Here is a 23926-nt window from a genome sequence, read left to right on the forward strand (position 1 = left end):
CGGTTGAAGACAGGGACTGTTTAAGCGTCGTATTCTTTTTCATGGACTCGCCCTCGCTGCCGTTGGCTTCTTAGACTGCCACCGTGGCGCATTGACGCCTCGGCGTGGGCGAGTCCATCCAATTACAGAGGACTGCATCAGGGTCTGGGTGGCGGGGCGAGCCTCTGCCCTTGTTCAACCGCCCAGTTCACCACCTGCGTGGTCAACTGATCATTCGCCTGACCAAACCCGGCCACCACTGCTGGCACCTGCACATCATTCAGCGGCTGGCGCACTTCAAAGCGGCGGCTGGCGAGGATGCGCTGGTCGTAACCGCGCACCAGCAAAGCATCCAGGCGCACGACCACGCTCGCCGAGGTACCTTGGTACTCGGTCTGGAAGGCCTGCAGATTGCCGCCCAGTTCCAGGTCGCCATGAAAAAGGCTGTCATCGGTGCTCAACAGCGCCACCCGTCCGTCACGCTGAAAACCGTCCAGCAGACGATTGCGCAGCAACACCGGCGCCGGGTCGCTCCAGCGTGAACCCTTGTAGTGGCTGAACACATCGCCCTGGGGAATCACTGCAATGTTCGGACTGTTCAACGCTTCGCTGGACTGGAATTTTGTCAGGCGCAGCGACCAGTGCTGCGGCGTGGCATGGCTGGCCGATGCGCTCTGGGCCGACGGCAATCGATAGATCTCGAAGGGCTCAGGCTTGGGAAGGATCGAGCACGAACAAATCAGGGTAACGCTGGCGAGCAAGGCCATTCGGGACAGCTTCATGGTGTGAATTCCTTGGTCTTGTCACTGCCCAGCAGGTAACCGCTGGGGTTGGCTTCCAGGCGTTGGGAGATGGTGCGCAAGGACGTCAGGGTTTCGCGCAGCTCGCGCACCGCCGGGGCCAGGCCGTTGAAGCCCTGCATGCCGCTGTTGATTGAGTCTTCGTTGGCGGCGAGCAATTTGTTGATGGTGGCGGTGCTCTGCTCCAGGGACTTCATGGCGTGCTCGGCGCTGCTGAACATCTGTTTACCGTTGTCATTGAGCAGACCGTTGGCGTTACGCATCAGGGCCGTGGTCTGCTCGAGCATGCTGTTGGCCTGCTTGCCGACCGAGGCCAGTTGCTGCATGGCCTGACGGATATCGCCGCGCTGATCGGCAATGGCTCCGGTGGTTTGCTCCAGATGCGCCAGGGTCTTGCTGATGTTCTCGATGTTGGCCGTGGAGAACATCCGGTTGGCGTTATGCATCAGCGTGCTCACCCCGGCCATCAGGTCTTCACTGTCATTGAGCAAACGGGCGATGGGCGACGGCGAAGCGACGATGGTCGGCAGGTTGCCGTCCTTGCCCTTGAGCGTCGGGCTTTGTGGTGTACCGCCGCTGAGCTGGATGATCGAGGTTCCGGTGACGCCGGTCAGGGCCAGTTTGGCCTGGGTGTCTTCCTTGACCGGGGTATCGCCGGCCAGACGGATCCGTGCCAGCACCCGGCGCGGGTCTTTCGGGTCCAGGCGCAGCGTCACCACGTCGCCGACCTTGATCCCGCTGTACTGCACGGAACTGCCCTTGGACAGGCCGCTGACCGCCTCGTTGAACACGACTTCGTAATCCTTGAACTCGGTGTCGACGCTGGACTTGGCCAGGAACAAACCGAAAAGCAGGGCGCCTGCCACCACGATCACGGTGAACAGGCCGATCAACACATGATGGGCTCGGGTTTCCATGTCAGACCTCGTGAAGCTGTTGGGCGGCCGTCAGCGCCGCGCGGCCGCGAGGGCCATGGAAGTATTCGTGAATCCACGCGTCGTCGGTTTCCGAGACCTTGTCGATGGCGTCCGCCACCAGCACTTTTTTCTGCGCCAGCACCGCCACCCGGTCGGTGATGGTGTAGAGCGTGTCGAGGTCGTGGGTCACCAGAAACACACTCAAGCCCAATGCGTCGCGCAGGGTCAGGATCAACTGATCGAACGCCGCGGCGCCAATCGGATCGAGGCCGGCGGTGGGCTCGTCGAGAAACAGGATGTCCGGGTCCAGTGCCAGTGCACGGGCGAGGGCTGCACGTTTGATCATGCCGCCTGATAGCGACGCCGGATACTTGTCCGCCGCCGACAACGGCAACCCGGCCAGGGCCATTTTCACCGCCGCCAGGTGCTCGGCGTCGTTGCGGCTCAAACCCGCGTGCTCGATCAAGGGCAGGGCAACGTTCTCGGTCACCGTCAGCGACGAGAACAGCGCGCCTTTCTGGAACAGCACGCCAAAGCGCCGTTCCACCAATGAGCGCTCATGCTCAGACAAGCTTGGCAGGTTCTTGCCGAAGACTTTCACCATGCCTTCGCTGGGCTGACGCAAACCGACAATGCTGCGCAGCAGCACCGATTTGCCGCTGCCGGAACCGCCGACCACGGCGAGGATTTCGCCCTTGTACAAATCCAGGTCAAGGTTTTCGTGCACGCTCTGGCGGCCAAAGCGATTGCACAGACCACGCACTTCAATCACCGCCTCGGAGGGCGCTCGGGGTTCACGACTCACCAGCCCATCTCCATGAAAAACAGCGCGGCCACCGCGTCGAGCACGATCACCACGAAAATCGACTGCACCACACTCGACGTGGTGTGGGCACCCACGGATTCAGCGCTGCCGCTGACCTTGAAGCCTTCGAGGCAACCGATGGCGGCGATCAGGAAGGCGAAGAGCGGCGCTTTGACCATGCCCACCAGAAAGTGCTGAACACCGATGTCCGATTGCAGCAGCGACAGGAACATCGCTGGCGAAATATCCAGCGACACCGCGCAGACCACGGCGCCACCGATAATCCCCGAAATCATCGCCAGAAAGGTCAGCATCGGCAGCGCAACCAGCAGGGCCAACACACGCGGCACCACCAGCAACTCCATCGGATCGAGACCCAGGGTGCGGATGGCGTCGATTTCCTCGTTGGCCTTCATCGAGCCGATCTGCGCCGTGAACGAACTGGCGGTTCGCCCGGCCATCAGGATCGCGGTCAGCAACACACCGAATTCGCGCAGGAAGGCAAACCCCACAAGGTCCACGGTAAACACGCTGGCGCCGAACGTCGCCAGCACCGTCGCCCCTAGAAACGCCACCACGGCACCGACCAGAAAGGTCAGCAGGGCCACGATGGGCGCGGCGTCCAGGCCCGTTTGTTCGATGTGCGAGACCATCGGTGTGATGCGCCAGCACTTGGGACGAAACAGGCCGCGGGCGATGGTTTCGATGATCAGGCCGACGAAGCCCAGCAGTTGCAGGGTGTCCTGCCAGACGGTGTCCACGGCGCGGCCGATGCGGGTGAGCAATTGAATGCTGACGCTGATTTCCGGTTCTTTGACCGGAACGCAGAAGTCGGTCAGCGAGCAGTACACCGTTTGCAGCAACGCGCGATCAGCGGAAGAAAGGGTGCAATCGGGATGCTGGGCAGAGCGGCCGATGCGCTCGGAACCCAGCAGTTCCACCAACAACGAGGCGCCCGCCGTATCGAGGGTGCCAAGACCGTTGAGATCGATCTGGGTATCGGTGTCATACTGGCCGCGGAGTTTTTCGCTCAGCTGCTTGAGGTCGGCGTAGTGGGCAAGCGTCCAGTCGCCCGTCACCCGCAACCATGCAGGGGTGAGCGAAGTATCCAGTCGGGCATCGCCGGCCATTGAGCTGCTGGTCATAAGCTCCTTGCTTGTTCGGCTATCAGGCAGATCTACGTAATAGCACGAACCCGGTTACTTTTCTTTGATCGCTGTGCTGTCCGTGACGACGAAGCGCAGTACGCCGATCAACTGGCCGTCTTCGGTCAACACCCGGACCTGCCATTTACCGGCCGGATTGCCGGGGAAATTCTGCTTGTGGGTCCACGCCCGGTAACCTTCCTTGCGCCCGCCATGGATATCCAGCGGGATGCGATCGACCTCTTTGCCGTTGAATTTCCACACATGGTAAATCCGCTCGTCCAGGCCACGCGGGGCGTTGATCGCGGTGTACGCATAAAGCCCGCCACCGCGGATCTGCTCGACGCTGACTTCGTCGAGGCTGGCGCCAGGGATGCGGTCCTGCATTTGCGTGCTGATGGCCACGTCGGTCATCCACAACGTGGCCGGCGGCACCCATGAACGCAACACCCAGCCGACGCCGCCGATGCCCACGGTGATAATCAGGATCGCCAGGGCGTTGCGCACGGTGCGGATCGGGAAAATCGACGCCAGGCTCGGGAACGACAACAGCACGGCGATGCCCAGCGCCCATTTGAAACTCTGCGACGTGGTCAGGTGCATGATCACCGGCAACGCCGTGAGCAGGGCGGCAAACAGGGTCAGGGTGTGCAGCGCCAGGAACGCCCAGCGCCGCGGGGCCAGCCACTTGTAGTAGAGCGGGTCGATGATCGAAATGAGTGCCGCGATGCTCAACAGTCCGGTGAAAAACAACTGGCCGCTGTTCCAGGTCGTGGTGATGAAAAAGAACGGCAGGACGAAGAACAAGCTTTCCTGATGGATCATCTGCGTCGCGTAACGCAACAGCGGCTGCGGGATTTCACGCTTGAAGATGCGCGTGAACAGCTTGGTCAGGCTGTTTTCCAGCATCAGCCAGATCCAGCTGATCAGCATGATGGTGGTGATCCAGCTCGCCAGGCCTTGCTGGCGGTCGACCAGAATGAAGCTACCGACCCCGGAGACAAAACCACCGAGCGCAATGACCCCCGGATAGCGCTTCATCAATTCGAGGATGCGCTGTAAGAAAAGGGTCAGGTTCGGCATTCGGCGTTTCACAGTAGTCGTGGGGAAAATCCTCGACAGGGTACCGCTGGCGCGCCCCTGTGGCGAGGGGGCTTGCCCCCGTTGGGTTGCGAAGCAGCCCCAAATCAGAGTTACCCTATGGGCCTGATGGATCAGGGCCTGCTGTTTTTGGGGCCGCTGCGCGGCCCAACGGGGGCAAGCCCCCTCGCCACAGTGAGTAACCAGCCACCAGGAATGGTCACTTTCTGCGGTGCAAACGCCAGCCCACCAACATCAAGACGATCAACCCCAACACCCCGGCAATCGTCCACACCAATTGATCATCACTCAACAAAGGCTTCTCGACCCGCAGATACCCCGGCTGCAAGAGCAATTCGCGCATCGCCTTGTTCGCCTCTTGCAACGACACCGCTTGCAGTTCCCTGGCCGGGTTGGCGAAACGGTCGTCCTCGTAGTCGCCAATGGCGCTCCAGTAGTAATCGGCCAGTGCGCTATTGCCCTGCACGGCCCAGGCCTGGCGGGCAATGGCGGCCTGCTTGAGGCGGTTGAAGGTCTCGGCGTTGAGACCATCCTTGAGTAATTGGGCTTTCAACTCCTCCAGCACCTGTTCGGCTTCGGCCACATCCTCGCGCTCCAGGTCGGCATTGAGGCTCATGAAGCCGACGCCACCGAACACCTCGCGCTCGGCCCACGGTCCATAAGACAAGCTGTGCGCCAGGCGCAACTGGCGATAGAGCGCCCAGTCGAGGTAATCCTTGAGCAGGTCGAAGGTTTCGTCGTGCTGATCCTGCAGCACCGGCTCCGGTACCAACCAGTGCAACTTGGCGCCATCGCCCACGAACCCGCGCGTCAGGGTGCGCTCATGGGCAGCGCTGGCCTGGATTTGCGGCAGCGGCGGATGTTCGCTGGGGTTGATCGCGTCGAGAGCGCCGTAGGTGCGATCCAGATAGGCCGGCAGCAACTTGTCGAGGTCGCCGACCACGATCAGGGTCATGTTGTTCGGCGCATACCAGGCCTTGCGCACACGCTCCAGCTGTTCGCGGGTCAGGTGATTGACCTGCGCCCGCTCGGGGCATTTGAGGCCCAGTTCCACGGCCAGCTGGTTGCTGGCGGTGTGGCCCAGGTCCTGGCGATCGAGCCAGCGTTGCAGGTGCGTGTAGTGCCCGCCATCCTCGCGCTCGACCACTTGCTTGGCGGCGTTGATGGCGTTGTCGTCGAAGCGGGTCTGGGTCAGCAGCGCCAGCAACAGGTCGAGCACCTTGCGCTGGTTCTTCGCCGGGGCTTCGATCACAAACGTGGTGTCGGCGTTGCTGGTGAAGGCGTTCCACTCACCGCCCAGCGACTGCATGCGTTCTTCCAGGCCACCTTCGCCACTGGCATCGATGCCGCTGAACAGCAAATGTTCGAGCAAATGCGGCAGCTCTTTTTCATCGCAGCTGAAATCATCCAGGCCCACGCCGACCACCAGGCGGATCGCCACGTGCCCGCGCTCAGTGCCGGGTTTGAGCAGCAACTGCAAACCGTTGCGCAGCGTGTAGCCCTCGACCTGGAAGCGATCCAGGGCAAACGAAGGAAAAGAACCCAGCAACAGACAGGCGAACAACAGACAACGCATAACGAGCTTCCATACGGCTTGCGTGAATTCAACAGACTTCAGGCCACTGTGGACGTTCAGGGAGAATGCGTGATGTCCGCCAAATCGTCGACCACCAGCGCACCGGTGTCGTGCGTTTCCAGCACCACATAGGCACTGCTGCAAAACAGCGAGTTCAGGCGCTTCATGTCGGCAATCAACTCCAGGTGCAACGAACTGGTTTCGATACTTTGCACGATCTTACGTTGCAAACGGCTGACATGAGCGTGGGCCAGACGGCGTTCCTGTGCGCGAAAACGACGTTTTTCACGCACCAGCTGGCGCGCGCTTTCCGGATCACCGCTGAGAAATACCGACATCCCAAGCCGCAAGTTGGAAATCAACTGAGTTTGCAGCACGGTCAATTCGTCCAGCCCGACTTCGGAAAACGACCGACGTTGCGAGGTTTTCTGCTGCTGGACCTTGCGCAGCATGCGTTCGATCAAGTCGCTGGCCAGTTTCAGGTTGATCGCCAGCTCGATGATTTCCGCCCAGCGCCGGCTGTCCTGATCACTGAGATCTTCCCGAGGCATTTGCGCCAGATACAGTTTGATCGCGCTGTAGAGCGCTTCGACATCGTCGGTCAGACGGCGCATCTCCTGGGTGACGGCAGTTTGCTTGCCCTGCAAAACGTCGAGCATGGCTTCGAGCATGCTGTCGATCAGGTCGCCCATGCGCAGGGTTTCCCGGGCCGCGTTGGCCAGTGCCAAACCCGGCGTCACCAGCGCCGTCGGGTCGAGGTGCCGGGGTTTAGCCATGCCGTTGGCCACTGGGCGCTCCGGCAACACCCAGGCACAAAACCTGGCCATCGGCGCGGCGGTGGGCAACAGGATCAGACAGCGCACGGTGTTGTAGAGCAAGTGGAAGCCAATCACCAGTTCCTGCGGGCTGAAGTCGAGGCCATCGAGCCAGCGCACCAACGGACCGAGTACCGGGATGATCAATACAAGACCAATCAGTTTGTACAGCAGGCTGCCCAATGCCACTTGGCGCCCGGCGGCGTTCTGCATGCTGGTGCTGAGGAAGGCGAGCACGCCGCTGCCGATATTGGCGCCGATCACTAGCCCGATGGCCACTGGCAGGCTGATCACATTGGCGCCAGCCAGCGTCGCGGTGAGCAGCACGGCAGCCAGGCTGGAGTAGGAAATCATCGCGAACAGCGCGCCGACCAAGGCGTCGAGCAAGATGTCGCCGGTCAGCGAGGCGAAAATCACCTTCACCCCTTTGGCATGGGTAATCGGGTGCGCCGCTTCGACAATCAGTTGCAGCGCCAGAATGATCAGCCCCAAGCCAATGGCGACACGGCCCATCTGCCCGAGTCGGGTCTGCTTGCGGGACAGAAAGAAAATCACCCCGACAAAAATCAGCAGCGGCGACAACCACGACAGATCGAACGTCAGCACCCGCGCCATCAGCGCCGTGCCGACATCCGCACCGAGCATGGTGACCAGCGCCGGGGTCAGCGCCATCAGGCCCTGGCCGACAAACGAGGTGACCAGCATGGCGGTGGCATTGCTGCTCTGGACCATCGCCGTCACGGCGATGCCGGAGAGGAAAGCCAGCCAGCGGTTGGTCATATTATGGCTGATGACATGACGCAAGTTGGTGCCGTAGACCCGCAGGATGCCGGTTCGGACGATGTGCGTGCCCCAGATCAACAGGGCCACGGCGGAAAGCAGATTGAGCAGGGTGAGCATACAGACCCCCTGTGGTGTAGCGCCCCAAAGGAGCAAATTGACGGTACCGCGCGACGTTTTACGTTCTGGTACTTAAGCTGTAGTTGGCTAACGGACTGAGCGCCAGCATCGCATAGCTAAAGAAGGGATTGAAACAGAACTGTCATGAAATGAGATTTATGCGGGCCATAAAAAAGGAGCCTGCGAAGGCTCCTTTTTCGCACGTCCTGATAACCACCGAAGGACTGTGGCGAGGGAGCTTGCTCCCGTTGGGTCGCGAAGCGCCCCTGAAACCATTGCATGCAATTTGTCAGACATACCGCATGCAATGGTTCACGACTGCTGCGCAGCCGAGCGGGAGCAAGCTCCCTCGCCACAAAAGCTCATCTTTCAGAGAGCTTCGTTGCCACAGGGTTACTGCCCCGGAATATCCTTGCGCAGTTTTACCGGATCCTTCTGCTTGCGCTTTTTCGCGATGGAAGAGCGCATCTTGATGTTGATCGCTTCAACCGCCAGCGAAAACGCCATGGCGAAGTAGACGTAGCCTTTTGGCACATGCACGCCCAGGGAGTCGGCAATCAGCACGGTACCGACGATCAGTAGGAACGACAGCGCCAGCATTTTCAGCGACGGGTGCCTTTCGATGAATTCGCTGATCTTGCCCGAAGCCAGCATCATCACCAGCACCGCCACGATGATCGCCGCGACCATGACCGGAACATGGGAAACCATGCCGACCGCAGTAATCACCGAGTCCAGCGAGAACACGATGTCGATGATCGCGATCTGGACGATGGTGTAGAGGAAGTTGCCGCCCTTGCCGCCCGGTGTATCGTTGGTTTCGTCTTCACCTTCCAGCGCGTGGTACATCTCTTGCGAGCTCTTCCACAACAGGAACAGGCCACCGAAGAACAGGATCAGGTCACGCCCGGAAATGCCCTGGCCGAACACTTCGAACAGGTCGGTCGTCAGGCGCATGACCCAGGTGATCGACAGCAGCAGCAGGATTCGCGTGATCATGGCCAGCGCCAGACCGAAAATCCGGGTGCGCGCCTGCATGTGCTTGGGCATGCGGCTGACCAGGATCGAAATCATGATGATGTTATCGATACCCAGGACGATTTCCAGGGCGGTCAGGGTGAAGAAGGCAACCCAGATTTCAGGGTTGGTCAGCCATTCCATGTGTATTCCTTTGAGCGATTGTTTAAACCAAAGCGGGCCCGGCTTCTTATCACGAAGCCTGGACCCGAAGTGGCGAGTCTTGGGCTTATAGAGTGCTGAACATCGGGAAAGTCCCCAACAGCAGCGCAGCAATCAGTATGCAGATACAAACCAGCACTGCCCACTTCAGGGTGAAGCGCTGGTGGTCACCGAAGTCGATGCCGGCCAAAGCCACCAACAGGTAAGTCGATGGTACCAGCGGGCTCAACAGGTGGACGGGCTGACCGACGATCGAGGCACGTGCCATTTCCACCGCGGTTATACCGTAATGGCTGGCGGCTTCGGCAAGTACCGGTAACACGCCGTAATAAAATGCATCGTTCGACATGAAGAACGTGAACGGCATGCTCACCAGCGCGGTAATCACCGCCAGGTACGGGCCGAGAAAGTCCGGAATCACCGCCAGCAAGCTTTTCGACATGGCATCGACCATGCCGGTGCCCGACAGGATACCGGTGAAGATGCCCGCCGCAAAGATCAGACCGACCACCGCCAGCACGCTGCCGGCGTGGGCCGCAACGCGATCCTTCTGTTGTTGCAGGCAAGGGTAGTTGACGATCATCGCAATACTGAACGCCACCATGAACAGCACCGGCAACGGCAGCAGGCCGGCAACCAGGGTGCACATCAGGCCCAGGGTCAGGGCACCGTTGAACCAGATCAGTTTCGGACGACGGGCATCCGGGAACTGCGACACGCTGATTTCGCTGTGGTCGACTTCATCGCCCACCAGGTGCAGTTCGCCCAGGCGCGCACGCTCACGTTTGCCGTAGAAGTAAGCAATGGCCAGGATCGCCATCACACCAGCGGCCATGGCCGGGATCATTGGCACAAAGATGTCGGACGGGTCCACGTGCAGTGCACTGGCCGCACGGGCGGTCGGGCCACCCCATGGGGTCATGTTCATCACACCACCGGCGAGGATGATCAGGCCGGCCATGATCCGCGGGCTCATGCCGATACGGCTGTAGAGCGGCAGCATGGCGGCCACGCAGATCATGTAAGTGGTCGCGCCGTCACCATCGAGGGAAACGACGAGCGCCAGCACGGCGGTGCCGACCGAAACCTTCAGCGGGTCGCCCTTGACCATTTTGAGAATCTTGCGCACGGCCGGGTCGAACAGGCCGGAGTCAATCATCAGGGCGAAGTACAGAATCGCGAACATCAGCATCACGCCGGTCGGCGCAAGTTTGGTGATGCCTTCGAGCATCATCGGGCCGATTTTCGGACCGAAGCCGCCGAACAGGGCGAAGATGATTGGAATAAGGATCAGGGCGATCAGCGCGGACAGGCGCTTGGTCATGATCAGGAACATGAACGTGATGACCATGGCGAAGCCAAGGAAAGTCAGCATGGGAATACTCCAGGCGTAGCGCGGCTAGGGAATGGGCGGATCGCGGGGATCAGCGCAGAACGGGAAGCACGAGACGTACGGGCGGAGTTGCAGCGAAGCGGCGGGTAGTAAAGGACATCAGGGTCACCATTGTTGTTGTTAAATGGGCTGTGCGAGCGATAAAACACTGGCATTGGCCGACCGGTCTGTTGCCGGTAGTGAGGGCGATCCTAATCGGGGAAGCTTTCAGCCAGCTTTCGGCGATGAAAGCGTTGAGCGGAATTACAGCCGGTCGTCGGGTTGGGGCATGAGGCGTTACGGCACTGATCACATCTGTAGGAGCTGCCCGATCTGCCGTCGGGTCAGCGGCGGCATCGTGACCACCTGGATCACTTGCCCGGCGAGCCAGAAGAAACCCTCTGATCAAAAAGCAGACAGGTCGAGCGGGCGCATCGCGCCCATCCAGATCGCGTGCTCGGTGTGGTCCAACAGATCGTCGCCGGTGTCCGGGTGCAGAAACACCACCAAGCCTTTGCGATTGAGCGCCAGCCACGGCAACACCTCGCCGATCAGTTCCGGACCGAATGCCAGTTGGCAACTCCAGTCCGGGTGCGGGCCGACCGGGCGCTCATGCACGCGGCCCATTTTCAGGACGAACAACTGCGCCGCCAGCTCACACAAGGTGCGCGCCTGATTGATCGTATTGGCGTCGAAATACACGTGAGCGTGATAGCCCTTGATCTGATGCATGGAAATCCCTCTGAAGCGGGTCGAACCCTCACCGTTTCCTGCGAGTCACACGCCATATAGGCAGGAAAGAATGGAGCTCAGCATGAAAAATGCCGAAACCCCGGTGGTGAAAGTGGTGCTTTATGGTGCCATGAGTAGCCTGGGCAGTGCGCTGATGGCTGAAATGCTGCACCGCCAACATGAAGTGATCGCCATCCTAGATGACCTGACCGCGCTCGCACCGCGCCCCGGTTTGCGCACCAAGACCGGCGATCTGTTCGACGCAAAACGAGTGAAACAAAGCGTGGCGGGCAGCTCTGTGGTCGTCTGCCTGCTGGGCGCGCCAGGTTTGCCGTTCAACAGCGAATCGGTGGAGAAAACCCTCGTGCCCGGCCCGGTCGAACAGGTGCTCGCGGTGGACGCGTTGATTGACGGCATGCAGGCGGCGGGCATTGCGCGGTTATTTCTAGTGGGCGATTTCGATGTTCTGGACGACCCGGAGGCCGAAGACCAATTGCAATTGCATGCTGCCGAAGAAATTCGCGAGGCCCTGCAAAGCAGCCCGTTGCGGTGGACAATGGTGAACGCGCCGTGGGCGGTCGCAGGGCTCGGTATCGAACATTTCACCCACATCAGCAGCAGCCTGGAACCGGGCCTGGCAGAAACCCTGGAGCGACTGAACCGGGTCGCCGTGGGGATTGCCGATGAATTGCGGCTGAATCTGCACGTTGGTGAACATGTGAACTTTGTGGCGGTTACGCCACGGTAAACCTGGGTAGGCGCTGCCGAAGGCTCGGTCCGCGCTCGGGCGATCTTTTAACGTTCAAACGGCAATCGAAGGAAACGACAGCCCTGTCAGCGATTGCGCACTGCTGGCCTGCTCGGCCATCAACCAATCCACGAATTGCTGAATCAACGCCCCACGCCGTTTGCGCTGGGGCAGTACCACGTAATATCCAAGCCTGGACATCGCCGTCTCGGCAATCGGTCGACACAACAATCCCTGCGCCAGCAAGTTATCCACAAGGTGCCGCCAGCCAATGGCCACGCCCTGACCGCCAATCGCAGCCTGAATCAGCAAGGTGTAGTTATCGAAGCGCAACTGCCCGGGGGCTGGCGGTGACGTAATCCCCAGTTCGCGGAACACGCCGCTCCAGTCGAACCAGTTGCTGCTGTTCTCACCGCGCAGGTGCAGCAGCGGAAACTCCAACAAGGATTGGGTCGGCAGAGGCAGTGGACGATCAATCAACAATTGCGGGCTGCACACCGGAAACACTTCTTCGCTGAACAGCCAATGGCTTTCGCCTTGCTTGAAACGACCATCGCCAAACAGCACTGCCACGTCGATATCCGTGCGCAGCATGTTGTGGCTGCGTTCACTGGTGACCAGGCTCACGTCCACCTGAGGATTGGCCGCGTGAAAACGGTGCAGGCGCGGCATCAGCCAATAAGCGGCGAACGCAAAGTCGGTCGCGACTTGCAGCACTTCATGCTGTTGCTGTGAGCTGATCGCGCTCAATCCTGCGTCTATGTTCTGCAAACCCAGCTGAACTTGCTCGAACAGGATCATTCCCGCCTCAGTCAGTTCGATGCCGCGATAAATGCGGTCGAACAAACGCGTCGCCAACTGTTCTTCCAGGCGTTTGATCTGCTGGCTGATGGCCGGTTGCGTGGTTCCAAGTTCATTGGCGGCAGCGGTAAAGCTGCGCTGGCGAGCCGCCGCTTCAAAGGCGCGGAGCAAATCCAGAGACAGGTCACCGAGGGCGTCATACATAAGCTGTGCTTATCCTAGTCATTGCCGCGCATGGGCTTTACCGCAAAGTGCATGGGTTACATCCTCGATCCCAGCACTCTCGCATAAACATCCACTATGGAATGCCGCGATCACATGAAGCGCAAGAACATTCTTTTCATCATGGCCGATCAAATGGCCGCGCCAATGTTGCCGTTCTATGGCCCTTCGCCTATCAAACTGCCTAATTTGAGCCGCCTCGCCGCCGGAGGCGTGGTGTTTGACTCCGCTTACTGCAACAGCCCGTTGTGCGCGCCGTCGCGCTTCACCCTGGTCAGTGGCCAGTTACCGAGCAAGATTGGCGCCTACGACAACGCGGCCGATTTCCCTGCCGATGTACCGACTTATGCCCACTACCTGCGTCGCCTCGGCTACCGCACCGCGTTGTCGGGAAAGATGCACTTTTGCGGTCCCGATCAGTTGCACGGCTACGAAGAACGCCTGACCAGTGACATTTACCCGGCCGATTACGGTTGGGCGGTGAACTGGGATAAACCGGATGTACGTCCGACCTGGTACCACAACATGTCGTCGGTGCTGCAAGCCGGACCATGCGTACGCACCAATCAGCTGGATTTCGACGAAGAGGTGGTGTTCAAGGCTCAACAGTATTTGTTCGATCACATTCGCGAAGACGGCGATCAGCCGTTCTGCCTGACCGTGTCGATGACCCACCCCCACGACCCGTACACGATTCCCAAGGCATTTTGGGATCTGTACGACGATGCTGATATCCCGTTGCCTACAACGCCGCACCCGCATGACCTCGACCCGCATTCCCAGCGTTTGCTCAAGGTCTACGACCTGTGGGACAAGCCGCTGCCTGTGGATAAGATCCGCGACGCTCGCCGTGCGTATTTCGGCGCGTGCAGCTATATCGACAGCAACGTCGGCAAACTCCTGCAAACCCTCGAAGAAACCGGGTTGATCGAAGACACTGTCATCGTGTTCTCCGGGGACCACGGTGACATGCTCGGCGAACGCGGGCTCTGGTACAAAATGCACTGGTACGAAATGGCCGCCCGGGTGCCCCTGTTGATCAGTGCGCCGGGGCAGTTCGGTGCCGGTCGAGTCAGTGCTTCGGTATCCACCGCCGACTTGCTGCCAACCTTCGTCGAACTGGCCGGAGGCTCGCTGGAGCCAGGCTTGCCACTCGATGGCCGCTCGCTGGTCCCGCACCTGCAAGGGCAGGGCGGTCACGACGAAGTGTTCGGCGAATACATGGCCGAAGGCACGATCAGCCCGTTGATGATGATCCGCCGTGGCGCCTACAAGTTCATCTACAGCGAAGACGACCCTTGCCTGCTTTTCGATGTACAAAATGACCCGCGTGAAATTGAAGAACTCAGCCAATCACCACAACATCGCCAACTTTTCGAAGATTTTCTCACCGAAGCGCGGGCCAAGTGGGACATCCCGACGATCCACCAACAAGTGCTCGCGAGCCAGCGACGTCGGCGTTTCGTGGCCGACGCCCTGACGATCGGCAAGCTGAAGAGCTGGGATCACCAGCCGCTGGTGGACGCCAGTCAGCAATACATGCGCAACCACATCGACCTCGACGATCTGGAACGTAAAGCACGTTATCCACAACCCTGCCAAAACCAATAATGTTAAGGGGAAGCCCATGCAAAAGTTATCCACAGTACTGACGGTCGGGCTCCTGGCACTGGGCAGCGCATCGGCGTTTGCCGATCAGAGCTGCGAGACGGTGAAGATGGCCGACCCGGGCTGGAGCGACATCGCCGCGACCAACGCCATCACCGGGTTTCTGCTGGATGGCATGGGCTACAAGGCCAAGGTCGATACCCTCGCGGTGCCGATCACCTTTGGCGGGTTGAAGGACGGCCAGGTGGATGTGTTCCTGGGTAACTGGATGCCGGCGCAGCAGGGTTTCTACGACAAGTTCGTGGCGACCGGCGATGTCACGCAACTGGCGAAAAACCTCGATGGCACCGAGTTCACGCTTGCGGTTCCGGATTACGTTTGGGACGCCGGCGTGCATAACTTTGCCGACCTGAACAAGTACGCGGACAAATTCGACAAGAAGATCTACGGCATCGGCTCCGGCGCGCCGGCGAACCTTTCGCTGCAAGAGATCATCAAGAAGAACGACTTCGACATGGGCCAGTGGAAACTGGTCGAGTCCAGCGAGCAGGCGATGCTGGCGGAAGTATCCCGAGCGGTGAAAAAACAGAAGTTCGTAACCTTCCTCGGCTGGACCCCGCACCCAATGAACGTGCAGCTGAAAATGCATTATCTGAAGGGTGGCGAGAAATACTTCGGCGACACCGGCAGCGTCTACACCCTGACCCGCAAAGGTTATGCACAGGCCTGCCCGAATGTCGGCAAGTTGCTGACCAACCTGAGTTTCACTCAGGAGATGGAGAACAGCATCATGTCCGAGGTGGTGAACAAAAAAGTCAGCAACGCGGATGCCGCCAAGGCATGGATCAAGGCCAACCCGGCGGTGCTGGATAAGTGGCTGGATGGGGTCAAGACCTTGGATGGCAAGGATGCGTTGCCGGCGGTCAAAGCCAAACTATAAGTGCCTCTGTGAAAGAGCCTTCGTGGAGGTGCCTTTGTGGCGAGGGAGCTTGCTCCCGCTGGACCGCGCAGCGGTCCCAAAACCATTGCATCAGGTTTATCAGGTCCACCGCATGCAAAGGTTTTACGATTGCTCCGCAATCGGACGGGGGCAAGCCCCCTCGCCACAGCAAGCTCCCTCGCCACAATGATTGCGTGGTCCTGCTACCCTTGCGCCAAACCCAACCCGAGAGGCCCCATGGCCCTGCCAAGCCGCCATTCACTCTTCCCCTTCCTTTCCTGGTTGCCCCGGCAAACCCGCGCCAGCGTCGGGCGTGACCTGATCGTCGGCCTCAGCGGCGCGATTCTCGCGTTGCCGCAATCCATCGCCTACGCGCTGATTGCCGGTCTCCCACCGGAATACGGCTTATACGCTGCGATCATCCCGGTTTTGATCGCCTGCCTGTGGGGCTCGTCGTGGCATTTGATCTGCGGTCCTACAGCGGCCATCTCCATTGTCCTGTACGCCAGCGTCAGTCCTCTGGCCGTTCCGGCCTCGCAGGACTACGTCACGCTGATCCTGCTGCTGACATTCCTGGCCGGTGTTTTCCAATGGTTGCTGGGGCTGCTGCGCTTTGGCGCGCTGGTGAACTTCGTCTCGCACTCGGTGGTACTCGGTTTCACCCTTGGCGCCGCCGTGGTGATTGCCATCGGCCAATTGCCCAACCTGCTAGGGCTGGATTTGCCGAGCCAGGCCACCGCGCTGGACAGCTTTATCCTGCTGTGTAAACACCTCGGCGAAGTGGACAAGCCCTCGCTGGCCCTGGGGTTGGCGACCGTGATCGTGGGGGTGATCCTGAAACTGTGGTTACCGCGTTGGCCGACGCTGTTGATCACGCTGGTCCTGGGCGCATTGCTGGTCTGGCTTTGGCCATCGATGTTTGGGCATGTGCAATTGGTCAGTGCGTTTGTCGGTCAGTTGCCGCCCTTCAGCCCGTTGCCGCTGGACCTCGACCTGATCCTGCGCCTGCTACCCAGTGCAGTGGCGGTAGGCATGCTGGCGTTGGTGACCAGTCTGTCGATTGCCCGCTCGATTTCCGCACGCTCTCAGCAGTTACTCGACGCTAATCAGGAAGTCCGCGCTCAAGGCTTATCCAACATCGTCGGAGCGTTTTTTTCCGGGTCGCTGTCGGCCGGGTCATTCACCCGCTCGGGCCTGAGCTACGAAGCGGGAGCCTGCTCTCCGCTGGCCGGGATTTTTTCGGCGTTGTGGGTGGCACTGTTTGCGATCTTTGGCGCCCAGTTGATCGCGCACATTCCGATCCCGGCCATGGCCGGCAGCATTCTGTTGATTGCCTGGGGTCTGGTCGATCATCGCGGCATTCGTGCGTTGTTGCGCGTCAGCCGCGCCGAGTTTCTGGTGATGGCGCTGACTTGCCTCGCCACGTTGCTGCTGGAGTTGCAGACCGCTATTTACGCTGGCGTGCTGGCGTCGCTGTTCTTCTACCTCAAGCGCACTTCGCAACCGCGGGTGCAGCATTGGCGCAACGGTGAAGAAGACATCCTGCGGGTCGGCGGCTCGATCTTCTTCGGCGCCAGCCATTACCTGCAAGTGCGCCTGCAACGGATGCACGGCGCGCGGGTGGTGATCGAGGCACAGCAGATCAACTTCATCGATTATTCAGGCGTGGAAATGCTGCATCAGGAAGCGCGGCGATTGCTGCGCCAGGATCGTAGCCTGACCTTGCGCCGGGCGCGGCCGCAGGTGGTGGAAGAGTTGAGGAAGCTGGAAGGCGCGGAGAAATGCCCGATCCGGTTTGAAGACTGAAAAGATCGCAGCCTGCGGCAGCTCCTACATGGGATTGGAATTCACCCTGAGCTGCCGCAGGCTGCGATCTTTTGACGTTAAAGGGCCAACTGCCGGCGAAGTTCAGCCAGCACCAGCGCCGTGTCCGGACGCACGCCGCGCCACAGGAAGAACGCTTCCGCCGCTTGCTCGGCGAGCATCCCCAACCCATCCATCGCCACCGCCGCACCGTGTTCACTGGCCCAACGGCAGAACGAGGTCGGCTCTTTTCCGTACATCATGTCGTAGCACACGGTCTTGCCCGGTTCGATCAGGCTGCTGGCAATCGGCGGCACGTCACCGGTCAGGCTGGCGGATGTCGCGTTGATGATCAGGTCCACCGACTCGCGCAACCAGTCAAATCCGCTGGCCGCCACCGGCCCCAGATCGGCAAACAGCTCGGCCAGCAACTCGGCTTTTTCCACCGTGCGGTTGGCGATGATCACCGATGCCGGCTGCTCGGCCAGCAACGGTTCCAACGCGCCGCGCACCGCACCACCCGCACCGAGCAACAGGATACGTTTGCCCTTGAGGCTGAAACCCAGGTTGACCGTCAAATCCCGCACCAGCCCGGCGCCATCGGTGTTGTCACCCAACAGACTGCCATCCGCCAGTTTGCTCAGGGTATTCACCGCGCCTGCCCGCTGCGCCCGCGCCGTCAGGGTGTTGGCCAATCGATAGGCCTCTTCCTTGAACGGCACCGTCACGTTCGCCCCGCGACCTTCGAGGAAAAAGGAGCGGGCGCAGGTGGAAAAGTCGTCCAGGGGCGCCAGCAACGTGCTGTAGTCGAGCTGCTGCGCAGTCTGTTCAGCGAACAGGCGATGGATCAGCGGCGACTTGCTGTGGCCAATCGGGTTACCGAATACGACGTAACGATCCATCTACACACCCTCACCCGTAGGAGCGGCCGAAGGCTGCGATCTTGTTCGCAGCCTCGACGACGTAAGCCAAAACCTTGATGTCAGCCTTTGGCCAACCAATCGCGGTCTTGCAGAAAGTACTCGGTCAGACGCGCTTCTTCGCTGCCAGGCTCGGCTTTCCAGTCGTAACCCCAGCGCACGTGCGGCGGCAGCGACATCAAGATCGATTCGGTACGCCCGCCCGATTGCAGGCCGAACAGCGTGCCACGGTCATAAACCAGGTTGAACTCGACATAACGCCCACGGCGGAACTCCTGGAATTCCCGCTGTTTTTCGGTGTACGTGTCGTTCTTGCGGCGCTGCACGATCGGCAGGTAGGCGTCGATGTACGCATCGCCGATAGCGCGCATGAAGGCAAAACTGGTGTCGAAGTCCCACTCGTTCAGGTCATCGAAGAACAAGCCGCCGATACCCCGTGGCTCGTGACGATGCTTGATGTGAAAGTAGCTGTCGCACCAGGCCTTGTAACGCGGGTAGACATCCGCACCGAACGGCGCGCAGGCCTGCTCGGCGATGCGGTGCCAGTGGATGCAGTCTTCTTCATTGCCGTAATACGGGGTCAGGTCGAAGCCGCCGCCGAACCACCAGACCGGCTCTTCGCCTTCTTTTTCAGCGATGAAGAAACGCACGTTGGCGTGGGACGTCGGCACATGCGGGTTGTGCGGGTGAATCACCAGCGACACGCCCAGGGCCTCGAAGCCACGGCCGGCCAGTTCCGGACGGTGGGCGCTGGCGGACGGTGGGAGACCGCTGCCGAAAACGTGGGAAAAGTTGACGCCGCCCTTTTCAATCAACGCCCCGTTTTCAATCACGCGGGTACGACCGCCACCGCCGGCAGGCCGGGTCCAGGCATCTTCAACGAAGCGCGTGCCACCGTCTTCGGCTTCCAGGGCAGCACAAATACGGTCTTGCAGGTCGAGCAAATAGGCCTTTACGGCCTCGGTGCGGGTCGTCATGTCATCACCTTGAATCGGGCAAAGCTACGCGGCGCTCCATCGGAGCTCAGCCTGCGCAAATGGGCGCGTAGCATAACACCGCAAGTTACCCCTTCGCAGTTGACGAAGATCAAGCTTCGGAGTCCGATAGGGCGCTTGGTAACACGACCTCAGGAGAGAACAGATGGCAAAGCGTATCCAGTTCCGCGCCCATGGCGGCCCAGAAGTGCTCGAATATGTGGATTACCAGCCTGCCGAGCCAGGTCCGAAGGACGTGCGTGTGGCCAACAAGGCCATCGGTCTGAACTTCATCGACACCTATTACCGCAGCGGTCTCTACCCACCTCCAGCCCTGCCTTCGGGTTTGGGCGCGGAAGGCGCTGGCGTGGTCGAAGCGATCGGCAGCGACGTGACCCGGTTCAAGGTCGGTGACCGCGTGGCGTATGGCAGCGGCCCGTTGGGCGCCTACAGCGAGCTTCACGTCTTGCCCGAGGCCAATCTGGTGAAACTGCCGGAGGCCATCAGCTTCGAACAAGCGGCGGGCGTGATGCTCAAGGGCCTGACCGTGCAATACCTGCTGCGTCAGACTTATGAACTCAAGGGTGGCGAAACCATCCTGTTCCACGCCGCCGCCGGTGGTGTCGGCTCTTTGGCTTGCCAATGGGCCAAGGCGTTGGGCGTGAAGTTGATCGGCACAGTGAGCTCGGCGGAGAAAGCCGCACTGGCCAAGGCCAACGGTGCCTGGGCGACCATCGACTACAGCCATGAAAACGTCGCACAACGCGTACTGGAATTGACCGACGGAAAAAAAGTCCCGGTGGTGTACGACGGCGTCGGCAAGGACACCTGGCTGACCTCACTCGACAGCGTCGCGCCGCGTGGGTTGGTGGTGAGTTTCGGTAATGCGTCTGGCGCAGTGGACGGCGTGAACCTGGGGATTCTGGCGGGGAAGGGCTCGCTGTACGTGACCCGGCCGACGCTGGGCACTTATGCGAACAACGCCGAGAACCTGCAGCGTATGGCGGATGAACTGTTTGGGATGATTACCAGTGGCAAGCTGACTGTGGACATCAGCCAACGCTACTCGCTGGCTGATGCAGCGAAGGCGCAGACCGAGCTGTCGGCGCGGCGTACGACCGGTTCGGTTGTTTTGCTGCCCTGACGGACGCCATCGCTAGCAGGCTAGCTCCCACACTGACCCAATGTGGGAGCTAGCCTGCTAGCGATGGGCGCACCTCGGTCTTAATCCGGGCGCACAACGTGCCCGGTCGCCACATCACGAATCACACTCGGGTTCTTGCGCCCGCCCAGCATCCCGCCGAGCACCAGATCTATCTGCCCCCGGAAATACTGCTCGATGCGAATCCGCGTGCGCGCCGCCGGACGACCCTGCGGGTTGGCCGATGTCGACACCAGCGGCCCGACCAACGCGCACAAGTCCCGCACCAGGGGATGATCGCTGACCCGCAGCGCCACCGTTTCGTGCACACCGGTAATCCACGGCGGCAGCAGGTTTTGATGCGGCACCAGCCAGGTGTTCGGACCCGGCCAGGTGCTGGCCATGCGATCCATCCACAGCTCCGGGAAGTCTTCGAACAGGAAGTCGAACTGGCGGATGTTATCGGCCACCAGTATCAGGCCCTTGTCCACCGAACGACCCTTTATATCCAGCAGTCGCTCCACCGCATCCAGGTCCCACGGATCGCAACCCAGGCCCCAGACTGCTTCGGTTGGGTAGGCAATCACCGCCCCGGCGCGAACTGCTTGCGCGGCTTGTTGCACACGCCAACTGTTGACCATGAAAAACTCTCCAGAAATAGGCTCTGCGCAGTTTACCGATCTTGTTTATAAAACCTAGCTCACCCGTGCAAACCAGCGGCCGTTTTCGCACACCGCACGGCCGTCCATTTCCAGTTCCGTCAACGCCGCCAACACTTTCGGCAAGGCCCAGCCGCTGGCATCGACCAGCGCTTCACTGGTCAGGGGAGCCGCATGCAACAACATCAACAGGGGATGAGTCGTCGTAACTTCGCACATCTCTGTGAACAACGGTTGTTGCTGCCAGCCACGCAAGGCTTCGAGGATGTGCTCAATGGTTTCAACCAACACCGCGCCATCGCGGATTAACTGATGGCAGCCCCGGGCGCCGGGATGATGGATGGAGCCGGGAATGGCAAACACTTCTCGTCCTTGTTCCGCCGCCAGCCTCGCGGTGATCAGCGAACCGCTGGCGACACTGGCCTCGACCACCAGCACGCCGAGGGACAAACCGCTGATGATCCGATTGCGTCGGGGGAAGTTGCCAGCACTGGGGCCAGTATCGAGCGGAAACTCTGAAAGCACTGCGCTGCCCGAGGCGATCATGGCGTCTGCCAGGCGTCGATTGCGCTGTGGATAAAACTTCTCAAGGCCCGTCCCCAGCACTCCGACCGTTTGCCCGCCGATGTCGATTGCAGCCTGGTGCGCGGCGGCATCAATGCCCAGCGCCAGACCGCTGGTGATGACAAAACCGGCGCCGGCCAGGCTGCGGGAAAACGCGCTGGCGGTGTCCATGCCCGGTCGCGATGCACGTCGGCTGCCGACCATCGCCAGCTGAGGTTTTTCCAGAATGCCCGGATCGCCCGCGACGAATAACAGCGGCGGTGCATCGCTGATTTGCGCCAGCATCGCCGGGTAGTCAGGCTGGTCCCACATCAGCAAATGCTGGCCAGGACGCTCCAGCCAGGCCAATGCGTGGCTGGCGCCATCACGAACTTCAGTGCTGCGCCTAGCCTCGGAACAGACCAGCGGCAGACCCAACGCGTGCCAGGCACTGGCGGGTGCGCTGATGGCTTTGGACGCCGAGCCGAAGGCCTCCAGCAACTTTTTGAAGCGTGCCGGGCCGAGCTCGGGCAACCGGTGCAAACGTAAACGGGCTTCCAGTTCCGCAGGGGAAACCGGTGTAACGGCAGGCAGCGACATGGATCATCCTTGATCGTTTTGAGTCCCCGTCGATACGGGAACAAGCTGTGGATAACTCTGTTGGTAACTTGTGAAGCACGCTTACGGATTTCGCACCTTATCCATCACCGCCAGCGAGCGCGAGGCGTCAAGCACCAGCCCGTAGCTGAGTTTGTCGTAGGTGCGAAAAACCATCAGCAGACCGGCGCGCTGATCGGGAATTTTCAGGGATTGGCCGGTGATCCGGTCGCGAACGGTTTCGCCGGTTTTCATCACCGCCAACACGTTGCCCTCGACCAGACCGTCACGCTGCCCCTTGTTCAGCGTGACCACGTCCATCGCACCGATTTGCGTCACACCGCGCGGTACATCAATGATCAAGCCGTTGATTTCGGCACTAGGAGCACTGGGCGTGAAGGTCGAATGGATCGAACGCTCCTCGCCACGGAACAATCGATCGCCCAGTCGCACTTCCTGAGTCGTGCGCTGCACGTCGAGCGTAGCCACGTCGCCTTCGATGGCGACCACCTCGCCACCGCCGATGTCATCGGCGTTGATCCCCAGAACCTCGTGGCTCTGCGGGTCGGTGTAGACCTTGCCCTGGCGAAAGATGCCATACACCGGCTGCGTCGGGTCGAAGTGGCCCCGAGCGAAGATGCGGTCACCGCTGCCGCTGAGCACGCGCTCGGCATCGCCGGCGACAATGTAGGGCGCCTGGTCGAAATCCTCGGCCTTGTCGACGATGCGGTTACTCAATAAAAAACTGTTGATCGACTTCAGCGCAACGCCTGGAATGGTCTCGGTCACCGGGCTGACACGCACCTGGGGCGACAGCTTTACGGTGGGAATGTCTTGCCCGGGCAGCGCCTGGCCCTGTGCGAAACCGGCCGAGGCCAGAAGCAGCAGGGCGAGTAGTGATTTCCTCATGCGGTGAATCCCTTTATTATGTGCATTCGCGTGAAACGACAAAGTCTTCGTGGCTCGCTCCCGGCTTGCCAATCAAAAGAAGGGAGCTACGTTTCACACCGGTTGCCTGCATCTTCGGACCGCCAGGCCATCGACCCGACCTTACTTCACACGTGCAGTCATCAAGCTTATGGCCATTTTAAACATCCTCGAATTTCCTGATCCGCGTCTGCGCACTATCGCCAAACCAGTGGCCGTAGTGGACGACGAAGTGCGTCAGTTGGTCGACGATATGTTTGAAACAATGTATGAAGCGCCAGGCATCGGCCTCGCCGCGACCCAGGTCAACGTGCACCAACGCATCGTCGTCATGGACCTCTCCGAAGACCGCACCGAACCTCGGGTGTTCATCAACCCCGAGTTCGAGTCCCTGACCGACGAGATGGAGCAATACCAGGAAGGCTGCCTTTCGGTACCGGGCTTCTACGAAAACGTCGATCGCCCGCAACGGATCAAGGTCAAGGCCCTGGACCGTGACGGCCAGCCTTACGAACTGATCGCCGAAGGCCTGCTCGCGGTGTGCATCCAGCACGAATGCGACCACCTCAACGGCAAATTGTTCGTCGACTACCTGTCCACGCTCAAACGCGACCGCATCAAGAAGAAGCTGGAAAAACAGCATCGCCAGAACGCTTGATGCCCTCCTTCAAAGGCTTGCTGCGGCAAGCCTTTTTCTTTTCAAGATGCTTTGCAATAGAGAA

General features: G+C 60.4%; 21 protein-coding genes and 1 pseudogene. 6 read left to right on the forward strand and 16 right to left on the reverse strand.

Annotated features, from left to right (window positions below; translation table 11 throughout):
- Positions 1 to 137: 137 nt before the first annotated feature.
- From CKW15_RS18745 to CKW15_RS18790, 10 genes are all read right to left on the reverse strand, one after another.
- Positions 138 to 761, reverse strand: coding sequence for an ABC-type transport auxiliary lipoprotein family protein (locus CKW15_RS18745; RefSeq protein ID WP_095152564.1), 624 nt, complete (start codon positions 759 to 761; stop codon positions 138 to 140).
- On the reverse strand, positions 758 to 1696 hold the full coding sequence (locus CKW15_RS18750) for an MlaD family protein (RefSeq protein WP_095059748.1): 939 nt from the start codon (positions 1694 to 1696) through the stop codon (positions 758 to 760). The genes CKW15_RS18745 and CKW15_RS18750 overlap by 4 nt, the downstream gene beginning before the upstream one ends.
- Before the next feature lies 1 nt (position 1697).
- Positions 1698 to 2501: an ABC transporter ATP-binding protein gene (locus CKW15_RS18755; RefSeq protein WP_095059749.1), complete on the reverse strand. Its 804-nt coding sequence runs from the start codon at positions 2499 to 2501 to the stop codon at positions 1698 to 1700.
- On the reverse strand, positions 2498 to 3646 hold the full coding sequence (locus tag CKW15_RS18760; RefSeq protein WP_095059750.1) for an ABC transporter permease: 1149 nt from the start codon (positions 3644 to 3646) through the stop codon (positions 2498 to 2500). The genes CKW15_RS18755 and CKW15_RS18760 overlap by 4 nt, the downstream gene beginning before the upstream one ends.
- Before the next feature lie 54 nt (positions 3647 to 3700).
- Positions 3701 to 4729 carry a DUF5924 family protein gene (locus CKW15_RS18765; protein ID WP_095059751.1) on the reverse strand — a complete coding sequence of 343 codons (1029 nt, stop codon included), beginning with the start codon at positions 4727 to 4729 and terminating at the stop codon, positions 3701 to 3703.
- 217 nt (positions 4730 to 4946) lie between these two features.
- Positions 4947 to 6323: a pitrilysin family protein gene (locus tag CKW15_RS18770; RefSeq protein ID WP_095152565.1), complete on the reverse strand. Its 1377-nt coding sequence runs from the start codon at positions 6321 to 6323 to the stop codon at positions 4947 to 4949.
- Positions 6324 to 6379: 56 nt separating this feature from the next.
- Positions 6380 to 8038 carry a Na/Pi cotransporter family protein gene (locus CKW15_RS18775; RefSeq protein WP_095059753.1) on the reverse strand — a complete coding sequence of 553 codons (1659 nt, stop codon included), beginning with the start codon at positions 8036 to 8038 and terminating at the stop codon, positions 6380 to 6382.
- 393 nt (positions 8039 to 8431) lie between these two features.
- Complete coding sequence (locus CKW15_RS18780; protein WP_095059754.1) at positions 8432 to 9199, reverse strand: TerC family protein; 768 nt, start codon at positions 9197 to 9199, stop codon at positions 8432 to 8434.
- 85 nt (positions 9200 to 9284) lie between these two features.
- Positions 9285 to 10592, reverse strand: a complete 1308-nt coding sequence (locus CKW15_RS18785; RefSeq protein WP_095059755.1) for a CitMHS family transporter — start codon at positions 10590 to 10592, stop codon at positions 9285 to 9287.
- A 402-nt stretch (positions 10593 to 10994) separates the two neighbouring features.
- Positions 10995 to 11321, reverse strand: coding sequence for a DOPA 4,5-dioxygenase family protein (locus CKW15_RS18790; RefSeq protein WP_095152566.1), 327 nt, complete (start codon positions 11319 to 11321; stop codon positions 10995 to 10997).
- A gap of 82 nt (positions 11322 to 11403) precedes the next feature.
- Here CKW15_RS18790 and CKW15_RS18795 point away from each other — a divergent pair, with 82 nt between their 5' ends.
- Positions 11404 to 12069, forward strand: coding sequence for an NAD(P)-dependent oxidoreductase (locus CKW15_RS18795; protein ID WP_095152567.1), 666 nt, complete (start codon positions 11404 to 11406; stop codon positions 12067 to 12069).
- Positions 12070 to 12123: 54 nt separating this feature from the next.
- Here CKW15_RS18795 and CKW15_RS18800 read toward each other — a convergent pair whose 3' ends face one another.
- The gene (locus tag CKW15_RS18800) at positions 12124 to 13074 is read right to left on the reverse strand and encodes a LysR family transcriptional regulator (protein ID WP_095152568.1); all 951 of its coding nucleotides are present in this window, start codon (positions 13072 to 13074) and stop codon (positions 12124 to 12126) included.
- Between the two features lie 114 nt (positions 13075 to 13188).
- Between CKW15_RS18800 and betC the strand changes: the two genes are divergently transcribed.
- The 3 genes from betC to CKW15_RS18815 all read left to right on the forward strand — a co-directional run bounded on the left by betC (position 13189) and on the right by CKW15_RS18815 (position 17446).
- A complete protein-coding gene (gene betC / locus CKW15_RS18805) occupies positions 13189 to 14703 on the forward strand; it encodes a choline-sulfatase (protein WP_095152569.1) in 1515 nt (504 codons plus the stop codon).
- 16 nt (positions 14704 to 14719) lie between these two features.
- Complete coding sequence (gene choX / locus CKW15_RS18810) at positions 14720 to 15640, forward strand: choline ABC transporter substrate-binding protein (RefSeq protein WP_095059760.1); 921 nt, start codon at positions 14720 to 14722, stop codon at positions 15638 to 15640.
- A 237-nt stretch (positions 15641 to 15877) separates the two neighbouring features.
- Positions 15878 to 17446 (forward strand): SulP family inorganic anion transporter, encoded by a 1569-nt coding sequence (locus CKW15_RS18815; protein WP_095152570.1) that lies wholly within the window; start codon positions 15878 to 15880, stop codon positions 17444 to 17446.
- Between the two features lie 77 nt (positions 17447 to 17523).
- On the opposite strand, the gene aroE is transcribed toward CKW15_RS18815, so the two are convergent.
- Both aroE and hemF read right to left on the reverse strand, forming a co-directional pair.
- Positions 17524 to 18345, reverse strand: coding sequence for a shikimate dehydrogenase (gene aroE / locus CKW15_RS18820; RefSeq protein ID WP_095152571.1), 822 nt, complete (start codon positions 18343 to 18345; stop codon positions 17524 to 17526).
- A gap of 80 nt (positions 18346 to 18425) precedes the next feature.
- Complete coding sequence (gene hemF, locus CKW15_RS18825) at positions 18426 to 19340, reverse strand: oxygen-dependent coproporphyrinogen oxidase (protein WP_095059763.1); 915 nt, start codon at positions 19338 to 19340, stop codon at positions 18426 to 18428.
- Positions 19341 to 19503: 163 nt separating this feature from the next.
- On the opposite strand from hemF, the gene CKW15_RS18830 reads away from it, so the two are divergent.
- Positions 19504 to 20481 carry an NADPH:quinone reductase gene (locus CKW15_RS18830; protein ID WP_095152572.1) on the forward strand — a complete coding sequence of 326 codons (978 nt, stop codon included), beginning with the start codon at positions 19504 to 19506 and terminating at the stop codon, positions 20479 to 20481.
- 80 nt (positions 20482 to 20561) lie between these two features.
- On the opposite strand, the gene CKW15_RS18835 is transcribed toward CKW15_RS18830, so the two are convergent.
- From CKW15_RS18835 to CKW15_RS18845, 3 genes and pseudogenes are all read right to left on the reverse strand, one after another.
- The gene (locus CKW15_RS18835) at positions 20562 to 21119 is read right to left on the reverse strand and encodes an L-threonylcarbamoyladenylate synthase (RefSeq protein WP_095059765.1); all 558 of its coding nucleotides are present in this window, start codon (positions 21117 to 21119) and stop codon (positions 20562 to 20564) included.
- Between the two features lie 54 nt (positions 21120 to 21173).
- Entirely contained in the window at positions 21174 to 22280 is a 1107-nt protein-coding gene (gene dprA, locus CKW15_RS18840) for a DNA-processing protein DprA (RefSeq protein WP_095152573.1), read from the reverse strand.
- An 81-nt stretch (positions 22281 to 22361) separates the two neighbouring features.
- Positions 22362 to 23117, reverse strand: a pseudogene (locus tag CKW15_RS18845) (peptidoglycan-binding protein); the annotation flags it as partial.
- A 238-nt stretch (positions 23118 to 23355) separates the two neighbouring features.
- Here CKW15_RS18845 and def point away from each other — a divergent pair.
- Positions 23356 to 23862 (forward strand): peptide deformylase, encoded by a 507-nt coding sequence (def, locus tag CKW15_RS18850; protein WP_095059768.1) that lies wholly within the window; start codon positions 23356 to 23358, stop codon positions 23860 to 23862.
- Positions 23863 to 23926: the final 64 nt, after the last annotated feature.

It is taken from the genome of Pseudomonas sp. Irchel s3b5 (genome assembly GCF_900187435.1).
Classification (GTDB): Bacteria; Pseudomonadota; Gammaproteobacteria; order Pseudomonadales; family Pseudomonadaceae; genus Aquipseudomonas.

Bases quoted from the DNA above. Each gene is read 5' to 3' on its own strand.
- hemF (WP_095059763.1), bottom strand. From the start codon at position 19,340: ATGACGACCCGCACCGAGGCCGTAAAGGCCTATTTGCTCGACCTGCAA.
- CKW15_RS18765 (WP_095059751.1), bottom strand. From the start codon at position 4,729: ATGCCGAACCTGACCCTTTTCTTACAGCGCATCCTCGAATTGATGAAG.
- CKW15_RS18780 (WP_095059754.1), bottom strand. From the start codon at position 9,199: ATGGAATGGCTGACCAACCCTGAAATCTGGGTTGCCTTCTTCACCCTG.
- CKW15_RS18815 (WP_095152570.1), top strand. From the start codon at position 15,878: ATGGCCCTGCCAAGCCGCCATTCACTCTTCCCCTTCCTTTCCTGGTTG.
- CKW15_RS18795 (WP_095152567.1), top strand. From the start codon at position 11,404: ATGAAAAATGCCGAAACCCCGGTGGTGAAAGTGGTGCTTTATGGTGCC.
- CKW15_RS18750 (WP_095059748.1), bottom strand. From the start codon at position 1,696: ATGGAAACCCGAGCCCATCATGTGTTGATCGGCCTGTTCACCGTGATC.
- CKW15_RS18800 (WP_095152568.1), bottom strand. From the start codon at position 13,074: ATGTATGACGCCCTCGGTGACCTGTCTCTGGATTTGCTCCGCGCCTTT.
- CKW15_RS18790 (WP_095152566.1), bottom strand. From the start codon at position 11,321: ATGCATCAGATCAAGGGCTATCACGCTCACGTGTATTTCGACGCCAAT.
- dprA (WP_095152573.1), bottom strand. From the start codon at position 22,280: ATGTCGCTGCCTGCCGTTACACCGGTTTCCCCTGCGGAACTGGAAGCC.
- aroE (WP_095152571.1), bottom strand. From the start codon at position 18,345: ATGGATCGTTACGTCGTATTCGGTAACCCGATTGGCCACAGCAAGTCG.
- CKW15_RS18785 (WP_095059755.1), bottom strand. From the start codon at position 10,592: ATGCTGACTTTCCTTGGCTTCGCCATGGTCATCACGTTCATGTTCCTG.
- choX (WP_095059760.1), top strand. From the start codon at position 14,720: ATGCAAAAGTTATCCACAGTACTGACGGTCGGGCTCCTGGCACTGGGC.
- betC (WP_095152569.1), top strand. From the start codon at position 13,189: ATGAAGCGCAAGAACATTCTTTTCATCATGGCCGATCAAATGGCCGCG.
- CKW15_RS18760 (WP_095059750.1), bottom strand. From the start codon at position 3,646: ATGACCAGCAGCTCAATGGCCGGCGATGCCCGACTGGATACTTCGCTC.
- CKW15_RS18775 (WP_095059753.1), bottom strand. From the start codon at position 8,038: ATGCTCACCCTGCTCAATCTGCTTTCCGCCGTGGCCCTGTTGATCTGG.
- def (WP_095059768.1), top strand. From the start codon at position 23,356: ATGGCCATTTTAAACATCCTCGAATTTCCTGATCCGCGTCTGCGCACT.
- CKW15_RS18830 (WP_095152572.1), top strand. From the start codon at position 19,504: ATGGCAAAGCGTATCCAGTTCCGCGCCCATGGCGGCCCAGAAGTGCTC.
- CKW15_RS18770 (WP_095152565.1), bottom strand. From the start codon at position 6,323: ATGCGTTGTCTGTTGTTCGCCTGTCTGTTGCTGGGTTCTTTTCCTTCG.
- CKW15_RS18745 (WP_095152564.1), bottom strand. From the start codon at position 761: ATGAAGCTGTCCCGAATGGCCTTGCTCGCCAGCGTTACCCTGATTTGT.
- CKW15_RS18835 (WP_095059765.1), bottom strand. From the start codon at position 21,119: ATGGTCAACAGTTGGCGTGTGCAACAAGCCGCGCAAGCAGTTCGCGCC.